The sequence below is a fragment of the uncultured Mucilaginibacter sp. genome, assembly GCF_913773635.1.
Classification (GTDB): domain Bacteria; phylum Bacteroidota; class Bacteroidia; order Sphingobacteriales; family Sphingobacteriaceae; genus Mucilaginibacter.
In genome coordinates this window covers 238,993-259,707 of sequence record NZ_CAJYGQ010000005.1, presented here as the reverse complement: position 1 = coordinate 259,707, position 20,715 = coordinate 238,993, and the positions used below count along the sequence as shown (strand labels likewise).

The window sequence follows — 20,715 nt, the reverse complement described above, 5'->3', positions numbered from 1 at the left end:
GCAAAGCTTTGCGGTTTATGTTGCCTTAATAAAGTATTTTAAACAAATTTTACCGGCAAATTATCCCATCAATTCTTTCATCAGCTTATCAAACTCCGTGCGCATAGTAGACAGCTCTTCTTCCAGCTTTGCCACGCGTTCCTCAAGTGCAGCAACCAAAGGGTTTGATTTTGACGAAGAAGCACTGTCGGGCTCATCATCCTCCAGAATATCCAACGATTCGCCCAACAGATGCATATAACGCACTTCCTTCTGCCCGGTACGGCGTGGCAACTGGGTTAGATACGGCATATCGCCGCTGCTTAATTTTTCCAGGGCGTCTTGTACATCGTCCAAACTTTCAAACTCGTACAAACGGCCCGAATTGGTATTCAGTTCGCCGGGTGTTTGCGGACCGCGCAACAGCAGCAGGCAAATAATAGCTACTTCGGATGGAATTACCGGGAACGCAATAGCAAAGTTGTGTTTATACTTGGTAGCCCTACTACTACCGCCGGTGGCGGTTGATACTAAACCTTTTTTCTTTAAAGTATCAAGTGTACGCACCACGGTATCCTCATCATAATTAACCACCGGCTTGCGCGACGACTTTTGGTTGCAAGCCGCCGTTAAGCTGTTAATGGTCATGGGATAATAATCGGGGGTGGTACGGCTTTTTTCCATTAAGGAGCCTAACACACGTATTTCTTCGGCATTAAGTTTAGGTAAGCTTTGCGAGTAATCCATGTGCTAAATATAGCAATTGTGGCTACAAAACTACCTCATTCGCTTAAAACGCATACCGCAGGCCTCACGGCAGGGCGCATTAAGTTCTAAATCGTTACCATCTACCTTGTATCGGTAGTTTACCGGCGCCGTGTTACCCTTTATACTTATTGCCAGGTGAGTGTTATCAGTAATCTTATAATTAGTGGCACCATAAATAGCATTGCCGTTTATAAGTCCGCTTTTATTAAATACAAGGTAAGCACTGTCGGCAGTTACGGGCACATATTTGCCTTTACCATCGCCAATGTCGTTCAACGTTTCAGTTAATGCCCAGCGGCCTTCCAACTTGTCATGTACCGACATTCCTTTTTGAGACGTACATGCCACAAAAATCACTACTACAAATGCAAGCAAATAATAGATTTTCTTTTCCATATAAAGTGTTGGTACTTTAAAGTTAAAAACTCAGGATTTGTGTGATACATTATTCAAAAACAACCGTTTTATTTTTGTAAACGAATACCCTATCGTGCAAAACCAACTGTAGTGCATTTGCCAAAACAGAGGTTTCCACTTCACGGCCGGCCTTCATCATGTCTTGTGCGGTGTAGGTATGGTTTACATGAATGGTTTGTTGTGAAATAATAGGCCCTTCGTCCAAATCATTGGTTACAAAGTGAGCGGTGGCACCTATAATTTTCACGCCACGATTGTACGCCTGCCTGTATGGGTTGGCCCCAATAAAGGCAGGTAAAAAAGAGTGATGGATATTGATAACCCGCATAGGGAATCTGGCTACAAACTCAGGCGACAAAATTCGCATAAATTTTGCCAGCACTACGTAATCAGGATTGTAGTTGTTAATGGTATCAGCAATTGCTGCTTCAAACTGGCCTTTGGTTTCCTGTTCGTGTGTTATATAATGGAAAGGTATACCAAACCGACGGCAAATATCCTCAAGCACATTATGGTTACCAATTACCGCCTGCACGGTTGCGCCCAGCGTTTTAAAATAATTACGAATCAATATATCTGCCAGGCAATGGTATTCTTTGGTAACCATCACTACTATCTTTTTCTCGGGCGATGGATTGATGGTTACTATAGCATCATCAGGTAGCAATGGTTTCAAATCATCCTCATGCAAACGGGTGCCCTCGGGCTGTTCAACATTCAGCCGTACAAAAAAACGATTTTCGGCCTTATCAACGTACTCATCCATGTTAATGATGTTGAGACCGGCCTTACTCATTGCACCCGATATGGCCGACACCAGTCCCACCCGGTCGCGGCATTGAATTATTATAATCATGAGGTGCGAAAGATAGTAAATTAAACTACTGTATATACGCAGATTTAATGCTTAACCAAACGGAACCCGCATGGCTCAAAACACGGCGGATTGATCTCCAGGTTTTTGCCCTTAATTTTATAACGCCATTGCACAGCCTGGGTATTGTCCATTTGCGGACTAACACTAAGGGTTACACTATCAATGATAGTAAACCGTTTGGCATTTAATAAGTAATCGCCTTTAATGGTTCCGTCGGCGTTGAAAGTTACATATTGGTCACCTTGTACTTTTTGCCAGTTACCACTAGCGTCACCTGGGTCGATCAATTGTTCGGTAAGCTTCCAGCGCCCAAATAAACCGCTTACTGAATTTTGATCTCCCTTTTTACAGGCGCTCATTGTAGCGAAAGCCAACATCAATAAAATAAAATGCTTTTTCATAATAAGGTTTTATAACTACCTATACGCAAAAGGAATTGTGTTTGCTACAACAGCATTATGATAATCATGCAGGTTATCGCTGGTTATTAAGCGACTTAAAAAATTGAAAAGACTGTAAATTCCAAAGGCAAAACAGCCTAAGCTTTTTGTAAGCATTGCAACAATTAAATTCATTAATAATATTCTAACTTTTACAGGCATCTACGCAATTTCAGGCTGAAATTCTATAAACTACTATGCATGCATAGCATCAATACCAAATACCGTTTTAAACTTTGGTATAATCTTATAATTATTTTATTTCATTTTTATTAATTTGTACAGAATAATATTTTAAATAATCTATTTAATAAGAATCATATTCTGTTTGATTTTTTTTTCAATTGCTATTGCCAGTTTTAAGCTATCTATCTACCTTACAAATATTGATTGAGGGATTAAGTTTAAACCAAAATTAACGTTGCTGTTTAAACATCTGTCACCTGATTTGTAAGAATTTAAACCTTAATTCTAAGTCAATAGATTATAAACGGAAGTACTATACAAAAATGAGCTTTAATACCGACACTACCGAGGCTGCTGAATTAAACAAATACAGCAAAACCTTTACCCAAGACCCTACCCAACCTGCGGCACAGGCCATGCTTTACGGCATTGGTTTAACTGATGAGGATATGAAAAAGGCACAGGTAGGTGTTGCCAGTATGGGTTATGATGGTAACACATGTAACATGCACCTTAACGATTTAGCCAAACTTGTAAAAGAAGGTATTTGGAATGAAGATTTGGTTGGCCTGATTTTTCATACTATTGGTGTAAGCGATGGCATGGGTAATGGTACTCCGGGTATGCGCTACTCGTTAATAAGCCGTGATGTAATTGCTGATTCTATTGAAGCAGTTACAGGTGCCCAGTATTATGATGGCTTGATTACCTTACCTGGTTGCGATAAAAACATGCCAGGCTCCATCATTGCTATGGGCCGTTTAAATCGCCCGTCTATTATGGTTTACGGTGGCACTATTCACCCCGGCCATTGGAAGGGAGAAGATCTGAACATTGTATCGGCATTTGAAGCTTTAGGTAAAAAGATAGCCGGTACTATTAGCCCGGAAGATTATATAGGAGTGATTAAAAACGCTTGTCCAAGCGCAGGTGCCTGTGGTGGCGTTTACACTGCCAATACCATGGCTGCTGCTATTGAGGCATTGGGTATGAGCTTGCCTTACTCATCAAGCAATCCGGCATTGAGTGATGAAAAGAAAGCTGAGTGTTTGGCAGCAGGTAAAGCCATAAGGGTTTTATTAGAAAAAGATATTAAGCCAAGTGATATCATGACCCGCGAAGCATTTGAAAATGCTATGGTGTTGATTATGGTATTAGGCGGCAGCACCAATGCAGTATTGCACATGATAGCCATGGCAAAAAGCGTTGGCGTTAAAGTTACCCAAGATGATTTCCAAGCCATTAGCGACCGTATACCGGTACTGGCAGACATGAAACCAAGCGGTAAGTATATGATGACCGACCTGCATGAAATTGGCGGCGTACCTGCAGTAATGAAATATTGCCTTAGCAAGGGTTGGTTACACGGTGATTGCCTTACTGTAACCGGAAAAACCGTGGCCGAAAACTTGGCCGATGTTCCTGAACTTGATTTTGATACGCAAAAAATTATATGGCCTGTTGAAGCGCCTGTAAAAGCTACAGGCCACCTGCAAATACTTTACGGAAACTTAGCTGAGGGTGGTAGTGTAGCCAAAATTAGCGGTAAAGAGGGTGAAAGATTTGAAGGTCCTGCACGGGTGTTTGATGGAGAGTTTGATTTGATAGATGGCATACAAACCGGTCGGGTTAAAGCCGGTGATGTGGTAGTAATACGCAACGTGGGCCCGATAGGCGCGCCGGGAATGCCTGAAATGCTAAAACCAACATCGGCCATATTTGGTGCAGGTTTAGGTGCCTCGGTAGCATTAATAACTGATGGTCGTTTTAGCGGTGGTACCCACGGTTTTGTGGTAGGCCACATCACCCCCGAATCATACCGTGGTGGTACCATAGCTTTGGTAAAAGACGATGACCGCATTGAAATTGATGCTACCAAAAACAGCATTAATTTAAAAATTAGCGACGAGGAACTGGCCGCCCGCAAAGCAGCCTGGCAACAGCCGCCACTGCGTGTTACCAAAGGCTTGTTATACCGCTATGCCAAAACCGTAAGCACTGCCGCCGATGGGTGCGTAACGGACGAAATAGCGTAAGGGTGTTCTTTTAAACCAATACTGAACAATTTACAGAACTGCATAATTAACTGACTTTCGAAATTTGATATTCGAAAGTTAAAATCTAAATAAAAATGGAAGTTGCACAACAAGACGTACTCACCGCACCTGAAGCGCAAACAGTAACCGAAATGACAGGTTCTGCTGCACTTTTAGAAGCTTTACTTGTGGAAGGCGTTGATACCATTTTCGGTTATCCGGGTGGTGCCATTATGCCTATTTATGACGCTTTGTATGATTACAAAGAGAAATTAAACCACATCCTGGTCCGCCACGAGCAGGGAGGCATTCACGCCGGACAGGGCTATGCCCGTTCATCAGGTAAAGTAGGTGTCGTCTTTGCAACCAGCGGTCCAGGTGCAACAAATTTGGTAACAGGCTTGGCCGATGCGCAAATTGACAGCACTCCATTGGTATGTATCACCGGCCAGGTGTTTGCCCATTTGCTGGGTACTGATGCCTTTCAGGAAACCGATGTAATTAACATTACTACCCCGGTAACCAAATGGAACTACCAGGTAACCGATGCCAATGAAATTCCGGAGGCTATTGCCAAGGCGTTTTACATTGCGCGTACCGGCAGGCCGGGCCCTGTGCTAATTGATATTACCAAAAATGCGCAGATACAAAAATTCAACTTTAAAGGTTATACACCTTGTAAGCATATCCGCAGCTATCGTCCAAAACCTATTGTACGTCCGCAGTTTATTGAGCAGGCTGCACAGGTTATTAACCAAGCTAAAAAACCTTTCATTCTTTGGGGGCAAGGCGTATTGCTAGGCAGCGCCGAGCAGGAGTTTAAAGCCTTTGTTGAAAAATCGGGCATTCCTGCTGCATGGACTATTATGGGGGTGGGTGCCATTCCAACCGACCATCCGTTGAACGTAGGAATGTTAGGCATGCACGGTAACTACGGCCCTAACGTGTTAACCAACGATTGCGATGTTTTGATTGCCATAGGTATGCGTTTTGACGACCGCGTAACCGGCCGTTTAGATAAATATGCAAAACAAGCCAAGGTTATTCATTTAGATATTGACCCGGCCGAAATTGACAAAAACGTACAAACTACGGTAGCCGTTTGGGGCGATTGTAAAGAGACCCTGCCTATGCTTACTGAACTGGTTGAGCAAAAACAACACACCGATTGGCTGGCTAAGTTTAAAGATTACACCCGCCAGGAAGAAGAAGCAGTTATCAACGCCGAACTTCGCCCGCAAACCGGCGAAATGACCATGGGCGAAGTAGTTGATCAACTAAACCAACTTACTAATGGCGACGCGGTTATTGTAACCGACGTAGGCCAACACCAAATGGTGGGCTGCCGTTATGCTAAATTTAACAACACCCGCAGCAATATTACCAGCGGTGGTTTAGGCACTATGGGCTTTGCCCTGCCTGCAGCAATAGGAGCTAAGTTTGGTGCACTAGACAAAACTGTTGTAGCTATTATAGGCGATGGTGGTTTCCAAATGACCTTGCAGGAATTAGGCACCATTATGCAAAGCGGTGTAGATGTTAAAATTCTTATTCTTAATAACCGCTTCTTAGGCATGGTTCGCCAATGGCAAGAGTTGTTTAATGAGCGTCGTTATTCGTTTGTTGATATTCAAAGCCCCGACTTTGTGCAGGTGGCCAAAGGTTACGGCATTGCCGGCAAATGCATTAAGGAACGCGATGAACTGCAATCAAGTCTGAAAGAAATGCTCGAGCATAAAGGCTCTTTCCTATTAGAGGTATTTGTTACCAAAGAGAACAACGTGTTCCCAATGGTACCACAAGGTTGCAGCGTTAGCGAAATAAGATTGAAATAACCCCCCGCCCCCCTGACGGGGGAGTTAAAACACAAGTACAATGAGCACTCAGGATACATTGCCCGAAGGCAAACAGGAATATAACATCACGGTTTATACCGAAAACCAAATTGGTTTACTGAATCGCATAGCTATCATTTTTACCCGCCGTAAAATCAATATCGATAGCTTAAATACCTCTCCATCAGAGATTGAGAGTATTCACCGCTTCAACATCGTTATTACCGAAACAGAAGATGTGGTACGTAAGCTTTGTCGTCAGATTGAAAAGCAGGTAGAGGTATTAAAAGTATACTACCATACCAACGCCGATATCATTTGGCAGGAAATGGCACTTTACAAAGTACCTGCAGATATTATTGCCGAAAAGGCTTCGGTTGAGCGCTTACTGCGCGAGAATGGCGCCCGTGCGGTAGTTATCCGTAAAGATTACATTGTTTTTGAAACTACCGGTCACCGCGAGGAAACGGACAACTTGATTAATGTATTGCAACCTTTTGGCTTGATTGAGTTTGTACGCAGTGCTCGTATTGCTATTATTAAAGACAGTGAAGGCTTCAACCGCAAACTGCGTGAATTTGAAAAACGCGAACCGGGCGAAGACGTAATTGAAAACGAATACCTAAACCAACGCGATAAGGTATTTACCATGTAATGGCTATGGAGTTTGCAATTGAAATAGCACGGCACACGAGGTTAAACTTTATCAAACTGATGGAAGGCCTAAGCATAGAGCAACTGAATGTTATTCCACAAGGATATAACAACAACATTGCCTGGAATTTTGCACACATTGTGGCAGCGCAGCAAACGCTTTGCTATGTTAGAGGTAAGGTGCCCACTCGATTAGCTATTGAAGAAGTAACTAAATACCAAAAGGGCACTCGTCCAGAAGATTTTATAACTGAAGAAGAGCTTGATTTTTATAAAGACAAGGCTATTACCCTGCTCGATGATTTAAAAATCGATATAGAGGCTGATATATTTGACAACTACGAACCGGTAACCACAGCTTTTGGTGCAACCTTAAGTAACATCAATAATGCCGTTGCTTACTTCTGCACGCATGATAATTTACATTTTGGTTACGCCCTGGCATTGCGCCGTGCAGTATTGAATATTGAACAAGCGGCAGTGCATAATTTTAGCGCAAACTAAACTAACAACATAAATAACTTACAAATAACCCAATAACTAATAACATAGAAATGGCACAATTAAATTTTGGCGGTACCGAAGAAAACGTAGTAACCCGCGACGAATTTCCTTTATCGAAAGCACAGGAAGTGCTTAAAAATGAAGTAGTAGCGGTAATTGGCTACGGTGTTCAAGGTCCTGGCCAGGCGTTAAACCAAAAAGATAACGGCATTAACGTTATTGTTGGTCAGCGTAAAAATTCAAAAACCTGGGATAAAGCAGTAGCTGACGGTTTTGTACCGGGCGAAACTTTATTTGAAATTGAAGAAGCCCTTGAAAAAGGTACCATCATTTGTTACTTGTTGAGCGATGCCGCCCAGATTGAACTTTGGCCAACCGTTAAAAAACACTTAACTCCGGGTAAAGCCCTTTACTTCTCTCACGGTTTTGGTATCACTTTTAACGAGCAAACCGGCATAGTTCCTCCTGCCGATGTTGACGTATTTTTAGTAGCTCCTAAAGGTTCAGGTACTTCATTACGTCGTATGTTCTTGCAAGGTCGTGGCTTAAACTCAAGCTACGCTATCTTCCAGGATGCAACCGGTAAAGCATTTGAGCGCGTTATTGCCTTAGGTATTGCCGTAGGTAGCGGTTACCTGTTCGAAACCGATTTCCGTAAAGAAGTATACAGCGATTTAACCGGCGAGCGTGGAACACTGATGGGTTGTATCCAGGGTATTTTTGCCGCCCAGTTTGAAGTTTTACGTGCCAAAGGTCACTCACCTTCTGAAGCTTTCAACGAAACTGTTGAAGAGTTAACCCAATCTTTAATGCCATTGGTTGCCGAAAACGGTATGGACTGGATGTACGCCAACTGTTCAACCACTGCACAACGCGGTGCGTTAGACTGGTGGAAAAAATTCCGTGACGCTACTAAACCAGTGTTCGAAGAATTATACGACAGCGTAGCTACCGGTAAAGAGTCACAACGCTCTATAGACAGCAACAGCCAGCCAGATTACCGCGAAAAACTGAACGAAGAACTTCGTGAGCTTCGCGAAAGTGAATTATGGCAAGCTGGCAAAACTGTACGCAGCTTACGCCCTGAAAACCAGGAAGTAGAAGCATAATTTTTAAGTATCAAGTAACGAGTATCAGGTATCAAGAAAACAGGAAACCTCCTATCTTGATACTTGATACTAAATACTTGATACTTACTATTGATACTAAAAGAGGAAATGGGACAAACACTATTCGATAAAATTTGGGATGCACACGTTGTAAGCAACAATGAAGGCTTTCCAGATATTTTGTACATCGACACGCATTTTATACACGAGGTAACCAGCCCGCAGGCTTTTGATGGCTTGCGTCAGCGAGGTCTACCTGTTTTCAGGCCAAAACAAACTGTGGCCACGGCCGACCACAACGTACCTACCTGGGACCAGCACCTGCCTATTAAGGAGGAACTGTCACGTTACCAGGTTGATATGCTTACCAAAAACTGTGCTGAATTTGGCGTAGAGCTTTACGGCTTAGGTCACCCTTACCAAGGCATTGTACACGTTATTGGTCCAGAGTTGGGCATCACACGTCCCGGCTGCACTTATGTATGCGGCGACAGCCATACCTCAACCCACGGCGCTTTTGGCGCTATTGCATTTGGTATAGGCACTTCACAAGTTGAACAGGTTTTAGCAACCCAATGCCTGTTACAACAACGCCCTAAACGCATGAAAATTGAAGTGAACGGACAACTTCAAAAAGGCGTAGGCGCTAAAGACATTATCCTGTATATCATTTCCAAAATATCGGCCGCTGGCGGTACCGGTTATTTTGTAGAATATGCAGGCGACACCATCCGCTCCCTGAGTATGGAAGGCCGCATGACCATTTGCAACATGAGCATCGAAATGGGTGCCCGCGGTGGTTTAATTGCGCCCGACCAAACCACAATCGACTATGTAAAAGGTCGTGAATTTGCCCCTAAAGGGGAAGAGTGGGACAAAGCCGTTGCTTATTGGCAAACACTATATTCTGATGCTGACGCTCAGTTTGACAGCGAACTTTATTTTGACGCTGCTGATATTGAGCCCATGATAACTTACGGTACCAATCCGGGTATGGGTATTGGCATCACGCAACACGTACCCGAAACTGCCAGCTTCGAAGCCAAAGAACAAGGCTCGTACGCCAAGGCACTTAACTATATGGGCCTGCACGATGACGAATCACTGATAGGCAAACCTATAGACTATGTATTTATCGGCAGCTGTACCAACTCCCGCATTGAAGATTTGCGCGAAGTTGCAGCCTTTGTAAAAGGCAAACACAAAGCCGATAACGTTACCGTATGGGTTGTTCCCGGCTCTAAACAAGTACAAATACAGGCCATTGAAGAAGGCCTCGACAAGATATTTGAAGCAGCAGGTTTCCCACTGCGCGAACCAGGTTGCAGTGCCTGTTTAGGCATGAACGAGGACAAGATACCTGCGGGGAAATACTGCGTATCAACCTCAAACCGCAACTTTGAAGGCCGCCAGGGGCCAAACTCACGTACCTTATTAGCCAGTCCGTTGACTGCTGCGGCGGCGGCTATTACGGGTAAGGTGACGGATATACGAGCGTTTCTGTCTGAATCTGAATTTGCAGAATTTTAGAATTAACAGAATCCTGTCGGGTGGAAAAAGATGAACTTACATATAAAGTAATCGGATGTGCAATGAAAGTGCACAATACACTCGGCAATGGTTTTCAGGAAGTTATATATCAACGGTGCCTGGCAATAGAATTAGCCGAGGCTGGATTAAATTTTTTAAGAGAACAAGAACATCCAATATTTTACAAGGATTTACAAGTTGGAACAAGAAGGGCAGATTTTGTAATTGAAAACAAATTAGTAGTAGAATTAAAAGCATTGATAAATTTAGAAGATGTGCATTTAGCACAGGCAAAAAATTATACGGTGGCTTATAATTTCCCTATCGGCTTATTGATAAATTTTGGTGGTACAAGCTTACAACATAAGCTTGTTTTCAATCCAAAATACATTTTCAAGCCTAATTCAGTAAATTCTTAAATTCAGTAAATTCTGATCACATGGCAACCAAAATTTTTAAACATTTACAAACCTCGGTGGTGCCTTTGCCTATCGAGAATATTGATACCGACCAGATTATTCCGGCAAGGTTCCTGAAAGCCACCACCCGCGAGGGCTTTGGCAATAACCTCTTCCGCGACTGGCGCTTTGACGAGAACGATAATCCTAAGGAGGATTTTGTGCTCAACCATCCCACATACTCTGGTAAAATACTGGTAGCCGGTAAAAACTTCGGTTGCGGCAGTAGCCGCGAACATGCTGCATGGGCTATATCAGATTATGGCTTCGACGTGGTGGTAAGCAGCTTTTTTGCCGATATTTTTAAAGGCAATGCGCTTAACAATGGCCTGCTGCCAATTCAGGTAAGCGATGAGTTTTTAAAAAATCTGTTTGAAGCGGTATTTTCAGATGCACACGCCGAAGTTGAGGTCGACCTGGAAAACCAGTTCATTAAAATAGTAAGCACCGGCGAGCAGGAAAGCTTTGAAATTAATCCGTACAAAAAAGCCTGTTTAATAAACGGCTATGACGATATAGATTATATTTTGAGCAATAAAGGCTTAGTAGAAGAATTTGAACAGAAATAAGTTATGTGTTGTCAGTTGCGCGCCGTCATCAATTTTGAATACAGGCATCTAGCAACCGGCATCTCACAACCAAAATAAAATGGGTATTAAAAAACACATATTAGTCATCCCAGGTGATGGCATTGGCGCTGAAGTTACCACTTGGGGCAAAGCAGTCTTAGAGCAAATAGCATCACAATACGGTCATGAGTTTACTTATGATGAGGCACTGATGGGTCATGCAGGTATTGAAGCCACAGGCAACCCATTACCTGATGAAACACTGGAAAAAGCTAAAGCTAGCGATGCTATCCTGTTTGGCGCCATCGGTCACATCAAATATGACAACGATCCATCGGCAAAGGTGCGCCCGGAGCAGGGCTTGCTTAAGATACGGAAAGAGCTTGGTTTGTATGCCAACCTCCGTCCTATCATGCTGTTTGATGAGCTGCTGGATGCATCGAGCCTAAAACCCGCTGTGTTACGTGGTACCGATATACTGTTTTTCCGCGAATTAACCGGCGACGTTTATTTTGGTGAAAAATCGCGTAGCGAGGATCGCAATACAGCGTCTGACTTGATGATCTATCACCGTTATGAAGTGGAACGTATCGCACACAAAGCATACCAGGCCGCACAAGCCCGTAGCAAACGTTTATGCTCGGTTGATAAGGCCAACGTGTTAGAATCATCACGGCTGTGGCGCGAGGTGGTGCAGGAAATAGCTAAGCAATACCCCGACGTAGAAACCGAGCACATGTTCATTGACAACGCGGCTATGCAACTGGTTAAAAACCCTAAAAAGTTTGACGTGGTATTAACGGCAAACCTTTTTGGTGATATTTTAACGGATGAAGCATCGCAAATTGCAGGTTCCATGGGTATGCTGGCATCAGCTTCTGTTGGTGATGGAACGGGTTTTTTTGAGCCAATTCACGGTTCAGCACATGATATTGCCGGGCAAGACAAGGCAAACCCGCTGGCATCTATTCTATCAGTTGCGCTGATGCTGGAAATTAGCTTTGGTTTGAAAGACGAAGCCAAACGCGTAACCACCGCAATTGATCATGTATTGAAAGCAGGTTACCGCACCGGTGACATTGCTGATACGTTGACGCAGCCTGATAAGATTTTAGGCACCAAAGCCATGGGCGAAATGGTGTTACAGTTTTTATCAAAACCGGCTTTGACGTAGGTCTGAACCGGGATTTTAGGAATTTATAGAATTAACAGAATTGAAAATCATCGGTAGACAATATCGGTGGAATCACCTTAAAAATCAGTGTAATACCTAAAGAACATGAAATGGAACGCAGATTTATATGACGACAAGCACAGCTTCGTTTCGCAGTTTGGCGAAAACGTGCTCGAATTGCTGGATGTAAAGCCGGGCGAATCCATACTGGATATAGGCTGTGGCACTGGGGACCTTACTCAACAAATTAAAGCCAAAGGCGCCGATGTTACCGGAACCGACTATTCGCCCGAAATGATTGCACAAGCACGTTTCAAATACCCAACAGTAAATTTTGAAGTAGCTGATGCAGCCAACTTTACGGTTGAATTTCCTTACGATGCCGTGTTTTCGAACGCTGCTTTACACTGGGTGCACAACGCAGGTGGCGTTATTAAATCTGTTTATGAGGCCCTAAAGCCCGGCGGACGTTTCGTTGCCGAAATGGGCGGAAAAGGCAACATTGCCAAATTGCGTTCGGCTATAAAGCAAGTGCTGATTAAAAATGGCTATACCATGCAGGCCGATACCCAAATATGGTATTTTCCATCACTGGGAGAGTACACGAGCCTGCTGGAGCTTCACGGCTTCAGGGTAACATTTGCCGCACACTTTGACCGTAAAACACCATTACAGGATGGCGATCAGGGAGTAGCCAAATGGATAAAAATGTTCGGCGCACAATACTTTACCGGCATCCCCGAAACAGAACACCCCAAACTATTACAGGAAATAACCGAAATACTGGAGCCGCACTATAACGAAAACGGCCAATGGTATGCAGATTATAAAAGATTAAGATTTACAGCTATTAAAGAGCAGTAGCACCATTTGTATCAAGTAGCGAGTATCAAGTATCAAGATAGATGCGGGATATTTAAATCTTGATACTTGATACTAACTACTCGATACTAAAACAAAAAAACTATGTTACACGATCCAAACCGAGTATATGTATTTGACACCACCCTGCGCGATGGTGAGCAGGTACCGGGCTGCCAGTTAACCACGCCTGAAAAGATAGAGATTGCGCGCGAACTGGAAGCGCTGGGCGTTGACATTATCGAGGCTGGTTTTCCGGCTTCGAGCCCCGGCGATTTTCAAAGCGTAGTAGAGATTGCCAAAGCGGTTACCAACCCAACAGTGTGTGCCCTAACCCGCGCCCACAAAGGTGATATTGATGCCGCCGTTGAAGCGTTGAAATATGCTAAACGTCCGCGTATACATACAGGCATCGGCTCCTCAGATATGCACATCAAAACTAAATTCAACAGCACCCGCGAAGAAATTTTGGAGCGTGCAGTTGAAGCGGTTAAGTATGCTAAAAAGTCGGTGGAAGACATTGAGTTTTATGCCGAAGATGCCGGCCGTGCCGACATTGAATTTTTAGCTACAATGGTAGAAGCGGTTATTGGTGCAGGTGCAACCGTTGTAAACATCCCCGATACCAATGGCTATTGCCTGCCCGACCAGTATGGTAGCAAAATCCGTTTTCTGAAAGAGAACGTAAAAAATATCGACAAAGCCATTATATCGGTACATTGCCATAATGATTTAGGCTTGGCTACAGCCAACTCTGTTGCCGGCTTGCAAAACGGAGCCCGCCAAATTGAGGGTACCATTAACGGTATAGGCGAGCGTGCAGGCAATACTTCTATTGAAGAAGTGGTAATGATTCTGAAAACTCACCAATCTTTGGGCTTGCATACCAACATTAACACCCAAAGCTTTTATGAGTTAAGCCGCATGATCAGTACGCAAATGCGCATGCCGGTTCAGCCTAACAAAGCCATTGTGGGCAGCAATGCTTTTGCGCACAGTTCAGGTATTCATCAGGATGGTTTCTTAAAAAACCGAGAAAATTACGAGATCATTCGTCCTGAGGATGTAGGCTTCCCGAGTGCAACCATTGTGTTAACCGCACGCAGCGGTCGCCATGCTTTAAAGTATCATTTAGACCGCCTGGGTCATGTGTTGGGCAAAGAAGAACTAGCCGAGGTATATCAAAATTTCCTGAAGCTTGCAGATAATAAATTAGATATAAACGATACCGACTTGCTAAGCTTAGTAGCTCATCGTTTGGTAAAACAATAATAACGATGGATAGTGAATTGCATACACGGCATTTAGATTTTACCGCTGCTAAAACACGTTTAAGCGGTGTAGTACGCCGCACCCCGCTCGAATTTAACCAAGGACTCTCAGATAAATACGCATGCGAGGTTTATCTTAAGCGTGAAGACCTGCAGGTTGTACGTTCATATAAACTGCGTGGCGCGTACAACATGATTAGTCAGTTGCCGCAGGAGAAATTAGCAAAGGGTGTGGTTTGTGCAAGTGCAGGTAACCATGCCCAGGGTGTGGCATTCTCATGCCGCAGGCTTAATATTAAAGGCGTTATTTTTATGCCCGGCATTACCCCCAAGCAAAAGGTTAAACAAACCGAAATGTTTGGCAACGGCAATGTGGAGATAGTTTTAATTGGCGATACCTTCGATGATTGCCTGCAGGAAGCATTGACTTATACCGAAGCCAATGGCATGACTTTCATCCCCCCATTTGATGATTACCGCATTATGGAAGGCCAGGGCACTGTAGGTGTAGAAATACACGAAGACCTGCCTAATGCCGAAGTTATTATAATGCCCGTAGGTGGTGGCGGTTTGGCTGCTGGCGTGGGAAGCTTTTTCAAGCAGATAAATCCCGGAGTAAAACTAATAGGCATCGAACCTGAAGGCGCTCCATCCATGGTAGAAGCTATTCGCAGAGGGCAACCTTATACGCTATCGCAAATTAACCGTTTTGTTGATGGAGCTGCTGTAAAACGCGTTGGCGCCCTAACTTATCAAGTTTGCAGTGAAATACTTGACGATATGCTTTCAGTACCCGAAGGCAAAGTTTGCACCACCATATTGAAGTTATATAACGAAGATGCTATTGTAGTTGAACCCGCAGGCGCACTATCGGTATCGGCGTTAGATTTGGTTAAAGATCAGATCAAAGGCAAAAAGATAGTTTGTGTGGTAAGCGGCGGCAATAATGATATTGACCGAATGGGCGAAATAAAGGAGCAATCGCTTTTATATGAAGGCCTGAAGCACTATTTCATCGTTCGTTTTCCGCAACGCCCGGGAGCACTTAAACTTTTTGTAAACGAAGTTTTAGGACCATACGATGATATTACCCGTTTCGAGTTTATCAAAAAAACCGAACGCGAGCGTGGCCCCGCTTTGGTGGGAATTGAGCTTAAAAACGCCGACGATTATCCGGCTTTGCTGCAAAAAATGGAAGATTACAAATTTGATGTAATTGAAGTAAACCGAGACCAAACGCTGTTTGAGTACTTGGTGTAAGTAGTCTCCACCTGTTCCATATGTCATCTCGAACGATAACGAGATATCTTGTTAATAATGCCAAGTGTAAAACCTGCATTGCCAAACAAGATTTCTCGTTATCACTCGAAATGACATTTTTCATTTAACAAGCCTTTTAAAATTCTAAATACTTACTTACCCGAACGTTCAAATGGCTATAGTTGTCAAACAAGCCCGGCTCATGATTGGTAAGGTGTATTTCAATTGGTCCATATTCGAGGTATACCTCTTCATGTGAGCCTTTAAAAAGTATTTCTTTTACAGTCCATTCCACATTCTCACCGGTACTTACAGGCTTTATCCATTCCGGGTATATAACTACTTTGTCTTTAACGGCTTTTATTCGCAGCGCTCTTGCCTCTTCTCTTAAAAGCACATTGCAGTTTGATAGCAAACGCGCGGTATACAAATTACGTGGCTCATTATACAATGCCTTAGGCGATCCGCTTTCGAGCACGCTACCATTTTGAATAACTACTAATTCATCAGCCATTGAAAGCACTTCGGCAGGGTCATGAGATACGATGATAACGGTAATACCAGTCTCCTTTACTATACGGCGTATGTCTTGCTGCAGGCCGTCTCTAAAGGTAGTATCAACCTGGTTGAATGGTTCGTCTAATAATAGCACCTCGGGGCGTTTAATTAATGCGCGGGCTATGGCTACACGTTGTTTTTCACCACCGCTTAGGTCGGTAACACGTTTATCGGCCAGGTGAAACATATTGAGCTGGCGAAGTGCCTTTTCGCTTTCTTCCTGTTTGGCTTTGAGGTTGGTATTGGGCATTAGCGAGGCCACGTTGTCCCATACCTTCGCATAAAGATTCAAATCATCGGTGTGTTGGGTTACCATTTTCATGGCATCGTGCCCTGGTATAAGCTTTTCATCCGGACCCCATATGCGTTCACCTTTAAAGTTCACATTGCCCGAATCAGGACTCAGCAAACCAAAAAGCAGCTTTAACAACGTACTCTTGCCACTGCCGCTTTCACCAATTATTGCTGTGATTTTGCCCTGCTGAATACTTAAATTAACATCTTTAACACCTGATTGCTGTTTGCCCGGATATATTTTATTTACCGAAACAGCTTGTAAGAAATGGGTAGAATCTGACATCGGGGTAAAGATACATAACCCCGCCTAAATCTATTGACGACGCCACTTTTAAAAATAAAAAAGCCCTCTTACAAAGGGCTTTTAACTAGAATGCAGTTTTGCTTTTTGATACCGCAATATGTTTAAAATCCTAACATGATACCGAAGGAAAAGTTACGTAACCCATTTTGAACGGCGGTATCAAACATATCGTTAAAGTAGTACTTACCATAAATACCCCAGGCACCGTAACCCAGGCGGGCAGTCATACCGTAGCGCCATTTGGTAAAGTGGTAATTATCGTTGGCCTTTTGTTTGCCGTTCTCATCGCTTATTTGCTTAACACGGCCGTTGTAAAGTACGCCTAACATTGGTCCGCCTGCTATATGGAAGCGTTTGCCTTCACTGTTTACATGGCTTCTCCAATCAAAAGTTAATGGTATACGGAAGTAGCTTGACGTAAAGCGGTTTTTACTGTAATCAATATTATCTGTGGTGTATACCAGGCCTAAATCACCAGGTTGCTCCTTTTGGATAGTAATGTCTTCACGCAAGCGGAAGTGAGTCCAATCTAAACCACCCGAAACGTAGATACGAAATGCACTGTTAAAACGGTAACCTACCTGAATAAAATCGAAGCCAACATTACTGCTTTTCCATGAGCGATAGCGAAGAAAATTGTTTTGAGGTGATAAATTGAAACTACCGTTATCAACCAAAGTAGCCAAACCAAGATCTAACCTTGATAGTGTAAGCCCCCATGAAAAGCCGGGAGCCTTAGATGGCTTATCCTCTGTTTTGATAGTATCACGACGGTTAACTGATACCGAAGCCGCATCTTCGCCTTTACCAAAGCTAAACCTGAAACCTTTTCTTTTAGTTTTAACCGTATCGGTACGCACCTGCACAGTGTCACCTTTATCATTAGTTGTAATTACTGTTTTAGTTGTAGTAGTTGTTGTACTTTGCGCAAACGCACCTGTAGTACAAGCGGTAATTATTGCAATTATAATTGAGCGTTTCATGATTATTTAAGTTGAATATATGTCTTATTTCTCTTTCTTAACTTTCAACAGGCCAAGGTTAATTCCTGTTATATTGGCATTGTCCTCGTCAGTTTCGGTAAACTCTATAAACTTGTCTTCGCGTTTATCAACTGCCGAAACTACAGCATTGATTATACCTCCCAGCGAGTGTATTCCACGCCTTTTCTTTTTTTCGGGTTGCTGAGCCATTAGCGTTGGCGAAGTAACAGAATGAGTTGTCTTCAATGCAGCAGGAACAGTATCAATGGTTTTGGTGGCTAAGGCCATTTCTGGCAGCACGGGCTTATTTACAGTAACATTTACAACTGCAGCTAATATTTGTTCAGGTTCATTGGTAATAGTGGCAGCATCATAAATAACCTCTTTTACCGATTCCGCATTTGATTTTGCTTGCTCAACTATAGGCTTACGTTTAACAACTGCAACCTGTTGAATTTTTTCATTGGTCTTTTTAACGCCAACAACTGGCTGGTTGATTACGTCAGACTTAGTATCAGCAGCCTGAAGCTGCTTTATTGCATTAGTCTTTTTAATTACCGCAGATGCATGAGCCTGCTCAACTTTTGCCGGTTTATTTAATGCAAACCACGTTCCGGCCGATAAAATAACAAGCAAAGTAGCCGCAATACTAAGCGTGTGTATTAAAGGCTTCTTTTTTTCCTTTCCCAAGGAAGCATTAATATTATCCCATATATGAGCGGATGGTTGCATTTCCAAACCACCCAGCTTTGAACGGAACAGTTCGTCTAATTCATTATCCTGCATATTCATATAACTTTCCCTCCAATTGTTCAATCTTTTGCTTTAATAAAGTGCGTGCCCTTGACAGCTGCGATTTTGATGCTCCTTCGGTAATTCCTGCCATATCAGCAATTTCACGGTGCGAGTATCCTTCAATGGCATAAAGGTTAAATACCATACGATAACCTGCAGGCAATTGCTGTATTAAGGCCATAAGGTCTTTAGTTTCCAGGCTGGAAGCAGCCGTTGCGTTAACTGGTTGCTCATAACCACTCTCGTCAATATCAACTAAAGTCATCTTATGATGTTTGCGGTAATACTCAATTGAGCTGTGCACCATAATACGGCGCATCCAGCCTTCAAAACTACCATCGCCGCGGTAGTCGTTTATTTTTTGGAACACCCTTACAAAGCCATTCTGTAACATATCTTCAGCTTCCATTTTGTCAACTGCATAACGCATACATACCGCAAGCATTTTTGAAGCGAATTGCTTATACAGCAACTCCTGACATTTGCGATCGGCTGTTTTGCATTTGGCAATTAAGTCTTCGGTTGAATATTTATGTTTTAAAAACAGCATTTGTAGGTAAGATGATACATGCAAGGAAATGGTTGCATCACTTTATAAATATTTTTTTAGAACTCATCGCCATCTCGCTCCAGTACATCTTCACCTGTTAATTGAAGCGTTTGATTTATAATTTTAAAAGTCCAGTCAATGGTATCTCCTGCGGTGTTATGAACATCAGAACAGGTGTAATGATACTTTACTCTGAACCGGCACCTGAAACGTCCAGACGTACCATCTGGGTTTAATATCGCATTCTCAACATCAAAGGAATGTACCTCGGGTGAGCCACCATCGTTGCGGTGGTAGGATTGCAGGGCAGCGCACATTTGGGCGTACTTTGCAGGGTCTGTAAATAAGTTACTCAGAAAATCGGCAATGAGGATTTTACCGTTTATTAGATTTCGCAAATCGTCTTGACTGCAACTAAACTCCAGTTTTTCGGCCATAGGTTAATATGGTTTAAATATATCGATAATATGGATCTTTGCTTAGAATTATTGTCTAAGAAAGTATAGTGCACCAAGTGGTGATTTGAAAATAAAGTTGTAAGTGAGAACGTAGACAACGGCATTAGTGCCCGTACAATAATCATGTCACTGCAAGACAGATGCAGGAAGAGCATTGGATGTCGAAGCAATAAGGAAGTACAGCGTATCGGAACTCCGAGATTGCTTCAGCGGCAGCGCTCAACTCCCCCGCTACTTCGGAATGACGATTGATGATAATCCTTACTTTATTCCTTTTTTTACCCTGTAATTCTTATAAATCTTCACGGCCGACATGATGATAGCCGCAAAAGCTATAAGTCCGGCCATGCCATACAACCAATCTACAGCGCTTTTAAGTACCGCCAGGAAGGCAATGGCAAATAAAAAAATGGTAGCAACCTCGTTCCACAGGCGAAGCTGGAATGACGTCCACTTGAACTTACCGTGTCGCATATCTTCCATAATGCTTTGGCACTTCAAGTGGTAAGCCACCAGGCCCGCCACAAAGCACAGCTTAACAATAAGCCAGTTGGCCCGCATCAAAGTGGTATCAAGATACACCATGGTTATGCCTGCCAGCAACGTAAGTATCATTGCCGGGGTGGCTATGATGTTAAATAGTCGTTTTTCAATGCGCACGTATTCGGCGGTTAATATATTACGCTCAACTTTTGGTTTATCTTGGGCCTCGGTATGGTAAATAAACAAACGCACGCCATAAAATAGTCCGGCCATCCAGCTGACTACAAATATTATATGTATGGCTTTTACGTATAGGTACATAAGATATGGCGACTTGATTGGTGCGCTTTACTTATTAT

22 protein-coding genes are annotated in these 20,715 nt (G+C 43.1%); 12 read left to right on the top strand and 10 right to left on the bottom strand.

All coding sequences use genetic code 11. From position 1 onward, the window contains the following. Positions 1-60 precede the first annotated feature (60 nt). Genes QZ407_RS04840 through QZ407_RS04825 form a run of 4 tightly spaced genes read right to left on the bottom strand, consistent with a single transcriptional unit; the run spans position 61 to position 2,442 of the window. The gene (locus QZ407_RS04840; RefSeq protein ID WP_295768146.1) at positions 61-726 is read right to left on the bottom strand and encodes a YceH family protein; all 666 of its coding nucleotides are present in this window, start codon (positions 724-726) and stop codon (positions 61-63) included. A 30-nt stretch (positions 727-756) separates the two neighbouring features. Beyond that, positions 757-1,143, bottom strand: coding sequence for a hypothetical protein (locus tag QZ407_RS04835; protein ID WP_295768144.1), 387 nt, complete (start codon positions 1,141-1,143; stop codon positions 757-759). 49 nt (positions 1,144-1,192) lie between these two features. Further along, positions 1,193-2,020 carry a formyltetrahydrofolate deformylase gene (gene purU, locus QZ407_RS04830; protein WP_295768142.1) on the bottom strand — a complete coding sequence of 276 codons (828 nt, stop codon included), beginning with the start codon at positions 2,018-2,020 and terminating at the stop codon, positions 1,193-1,195. Positions 2,021-2,064: 44 nt separating this feature from the next. Next, the gene (locus QZ407_RS04825; RefSeq protein WP_295768140.1) at positions 2,065-2,442 is read right to left on the bottom strand and encodes a hypothetical protein; all 378 of its coding nucleotides are present in this window, start codon (positions 2,440-2,442) and stop codon (positions 2,065-2,067) included. Positions 2,443-2,990: 548 nt separating this feature from the next. On the opposite strand from QZ407_RS04825, the gene ilvD reads away from it, so the two are divergent. From ilvD to ilvA, 12 genes are all read left to right on the top strand, one after another. Next, a complete protein-coding gene (ilvD, locus tag QZ407_RS04820) occupies positions 2,991-4,703 on the top strand; it encodes a dihydroxy-acid dehydratase (protein WP_295768138.1) in 1,713 nt (570 codons plus the stop codon). Positions 4,704-4,798: 95 nt separating this feature from the next. Beyond that, positions 4,799-6,538, top strand: a complete 1,740-nt coding sequence (gene ilvB / locus QZ407_RS04815; RefSeq protein ID WP_295768136.1) for a biosynthetic-type acetolactate synthase large subunit — start codon at positions 4,799-4,801, stop codon at positions 6,536-6,538. Between the two features lie 40 nt (positions 6,539-6,578). Continuing rightward, a complete protein-coding gene (ilvN, locus tag QZ407_RS04810; RefSeq protein WP_295768134.1) occupies positions 6,579-7,193 on the top strand; it encodes an acetolactate synthase small subunit in 615 nt (204 codons plus the stop codon). A gap of 5 nt (positions 7,194-7,198) precedes the next feature. Continuing rightward, positions 7,199-7,696, top strand: a complete 498-nt coding sequence (locus QZ407_RS04805) for a DinB family protein (RefSeq protein ID WP_295768132.1) — start codon at positions 7,199-7,201, stop codon at positions 7,694-7,696. A gap of 50 nt (positions 7,697-7,746) precedes the next feature. Further along, positions 7,747-8,805: a ketol-acid reductoisomerase gene (gene ilvC / locus QZ407_RS04800; RefSeq protein WP_157539921.1), complete on the top strand. Its 1,059-nt coding sequence runs from the start codon at positions 7,747-7,749 to the stop codon at positions 8,803-8,805. Between the two features lie 108 nt (positions 8,806-8,913). Then, positions 8,914-10,335 carry a 3-isopropylmalate dehydratase large subunit gene (gene leuC, locus QZ407_RS04795; RefSeq protein WP_295768129.1) on the top strand — a complete coding sequence of 474 codons (1,422 nt, stop codon included), beginning with the start codon at positions 8,914-8,916 and terminating at the stop codon, positions 10,333-10,335. Between the two features lie 20 nt (positions 10,336-10,355). Beyond that, positions 10,356-10,754 carry a GxxExxY protein gene (locus QZ407_RS04790; RefSeq protein ID WP_295768127.1) on the top strand — a complete coding sequence of 133 codons (399 nt, stop codon included), beginning with the start codon at positions 10,356-10,358 and terminating at the stop codon, positions 10,752-10,754. A gap of 20 nt (positions 10,755-10,774) precedes the next feature. Beyond that, positions 10,775-11,362, top strand: coding sequence for a 3-isopropylmalate dehydratase small subunit (leuD, locus tag QZ407_RS04785; RefSeq protein ID WP_295768125.1), 588 nt, complete (start codon positions 10,775-10,777; stop codon positions 11,360-11,362). Between the two features lie 85 nt (positions 11,363-11,447). Next, positions 11,448-12,536: a 3-isopropylmalate dehydrogenase gene (gene leuB / locus QZ407_RS04780; protein ID WP_365334667.1), complete on the top strand. Its 1,089-nt coding sequence runs from the start codon at positions 11,448-11,450 to the stop codon at positions 12,534-12,536. A gap of 105 nt (positions 12,537-12,641) precedes the next feature. Continuing rightward, on the top strand, positions 12,642-13,400 hold the full coding sequence (locus tag QZ407_RS04775; RefSeq protein ID WP_295768121.1) for a methyltransferase domain-containing protein: 759 nt from the start codon (positions 12,642-12,644) through the stop codon (positions 13,398-13,400). A gap of 102 nt (positions 13,401-13,502) precedes the next feature. Further along, positions 13,503-14,669, top strand: a complete 1,167-nt coding sequence (locus QZ407_RS04770; RefSeq protein WP_295768120.1) for a 2-isopropylmalate synthase — start codon at positions 13,503-13,505, stop codon at positions 14,667-14,669. A gap of 5 nt (positions 14,670-14,674) precedes the next feature. Next, entirely contained in the window at positions 14,675-15,928 is a 1,254-nt protein-coding gene (ilvA, locus tag QZ407_RS04765) for a threonine ammonia-lyase IlvA (protein ID WP_295768117.1), read from the top strand. A gap of 136 nt (positions 15,929-16,064) precedes the next feature. Here ilvA and QZ407_RS04760 read toward each other — a convergent pair whose 3' ends face one another. The 6 genes from QZ407_RS04760 to QZ407_RS04735 all read right to left on the bottom strand — a co-directional run bounded on the left by QZ407_RS04760 (position 16,065) and on the right by QZ407_RS04735 (position 20,677). Then, the gene (locus QZ407_RS04760; RefSeq protein WP_295768114.1) at positions 16,065-17,066 is read right to left on the bottom strand and encodes an ABC transporter ATP-binding protein; all 1,002 of its coding nucleotides are present in this window, start codon (positions 17,064-17,066) and stop codon (positions 16,065-16,067) included. A gap of 122 nt (positions 17,067-17,188) precedes the next feature. Then, positions 17,189-18,070 (bottom strand): porin family protein, encoded by an 882-nt coding sequence (locus QZ407_RS04755; protein WP_295768112.1) that lies wholly within the window; start codon positions 18,068-18,070, stop codon positions 17,189-17,191. 24 nt (positions 18,071-18,094) lie between these two features. After that, on the bottom strand, positions 18,095-18,862 hold the full coding sequence (locus QZ407_RS04750; protein ID WP_295768110.1) for a hypothetical protein: 768 nt from the start codon (positions 18,860-18,862) through the stop codon (positions 18,095-18,097). Further along, positions 18,846-19,415, bottom strand: a complete 570-nt coding sequence (locus tag QZ407_RS04745; protein WP_295768108.1) for a sigma-70 family RNA polymerase sigma factor — start codon at positions 19,413-19,415, stop codon at positions 18,846-18,848. Before QZ407_RS04745 ends, QZ407_RS04750 begins: the two co-directional genes overlap by 17 nt. Positions 19,416-19,471: 56 nt before the next feature. Further along, the gene (locus tag QZ407_RS04740; protein ID WP_295768106.1) at positions 19,472-19,852 is read right to left on the bottom strand and encodes a hypothetical protein; all 381 of its coding nucleotides are present in this window, start codon (positions 19,850-19,852) and stop codon (positions 19,472-19,474) included. 282 nt (positions 19,853-20,134) lie between these two features. Continuing rightward, complete coding sequence (locus QZ407_RS04735) at positions 20,135-20,677, bottom strand: CopD family protein (protein WP_295768104.1); 543 nt, start codon at positions 20,675-20,677, stop codon at positions 20,135-20,137. Positions 20,678-20,715: the final 38 nt, after the last annotated feature.

Bases quoted from the DNA above. Each gene is read 5' to 3' on its own strand.
- QZ407_RS04840 (WP_295768146.1), bottom strand. From the start codon at position 726: ATGGATTACTCGCAAAGCTTACCTAAACTTAATGCCGAAGAAATACGT.
- QZ407_RS04835 (WP_295768144.1), bottom strand. From the start codon at position 1,143: ATGGAAAAGAAAATCTATTATTTGCTTGCATTTGTAGTAGTGATTTTT.
- purU (WP_295768142.1), bottom strand. From the start codon at position 2,020: ATGATTATAATAATTCAATGCCGCGACCGGGTGGGACTGGTGTCGGCC.
- QZ407_RS04825 (WP_295768140.1), bottom strand. From the start codon at position 2,442: ATGAAAAAGCATTTTATTTTATTGATGTTGGCTTTCGCTACAATGAGC.
- ilvD (WP_295768138.1), top strand. From the start codon at position 2,991: ATGAGCTTTAATACCGACACTACCGAGGCTGCTGAATTAAACAAATAC.
- ilvB (WP_295768136.1), top strand. From the start codon at position 4,799: ATGGAAGTTGCACAACAAGACGTACTCACCGCACCTGAAGCGCAAACA.
- ilvN (WP_295768134.1), top strand. From the start codon at position 6,579: ATGAGCACTCAGGATACATTGCCCGAAGGCAAACAGGAATATAACATC.
- QZ407_RS04805 (WP_295768132.1), top strand. From the start codon at position 7,199: ATGGAGTTTGCAATTGAAATAGCACGGCACACGAGGTTAAACTTTATC.
- ilvC (WP_157539921.1), top strand. From the start codon at position 7,747: ATGGCACAATTAAATTTTGGCGGTACCGAAGAAAACGTAGTAACCCGC.
- leuC (WP_295768129.1), top strand. From the start codon at position 8,914: ATGGGACAAACACTATTCGATAAAATTTGGGATGCACACGTTGTAAGC.
- leuD (WP_295768125.1), top strand. From the start codon at position 10,775: ATGGCAACCAAAATTTTTAAACATTTACAAACCTCGGTGGTGCCTTTG.
- QZ407_RS04775 (WP_295768121.1), top strand. From the start codon at position 12,642: ATGAAATGGAACGCAGATTTATATGACGACAAGCACAGCTTCGTTTCG.
- QZ407_RS04770 (WP_295768120.1), top strand. From the start codon at position 13,503: ATGTTACACGATCCAAACCGAGTATATGTATTTGACACCACCCTGCGC.
- ilvA (WP_295768117.1), top strand. From the start codon at position 14,675: ATGGATAGTGAATTGCATACACGGCATTTAGATTTTACCGCTGCTAAA.
- QZ407_RS04760 (WP_295768114.1), bottom strand. From the start codon at position 17,066: ATGTCAGATTCTACCCATTTCTTACAAGCTGTTTCGGTAAATAAAATA.
- QZ407_RS04755 (WP_295768112.1), bottom strand. From the start codon at position 18,070: ATGAAACGCTCAATTATAATTGCAATAATTACCGCTTGTACTACAGGT.
- QZ407_RS04750 (WP_295768110.1), bottom strand. From the start codon at position 18,862: ATGAATATGCAGGATAATGAATTAGACGAACTGTTCCGTTCAAAGCTG.
- QZ407_RS04745 (WP_295768108.1), bottom strand. From the start codon at position 19,415: ATGCTGTTTTTAAAACATAAATATTCAACCGAAGACTTAATTGCCAAA.
- QZ407_RS04740 (WP_295768106.1), bottom strand. From the start codon at position 19,852: ATGGCCGAAAAACTGGAGTTTAGTTGCAGTCAAGACGATTTGCGAAAT.
- QZ407_RS04735 (WP_295768104.1), bottom strand. From the start codon at position 20,677: ATGTACCTATACGTAAAAGCCATACATATAATATTTGTAGTCAGCTGG.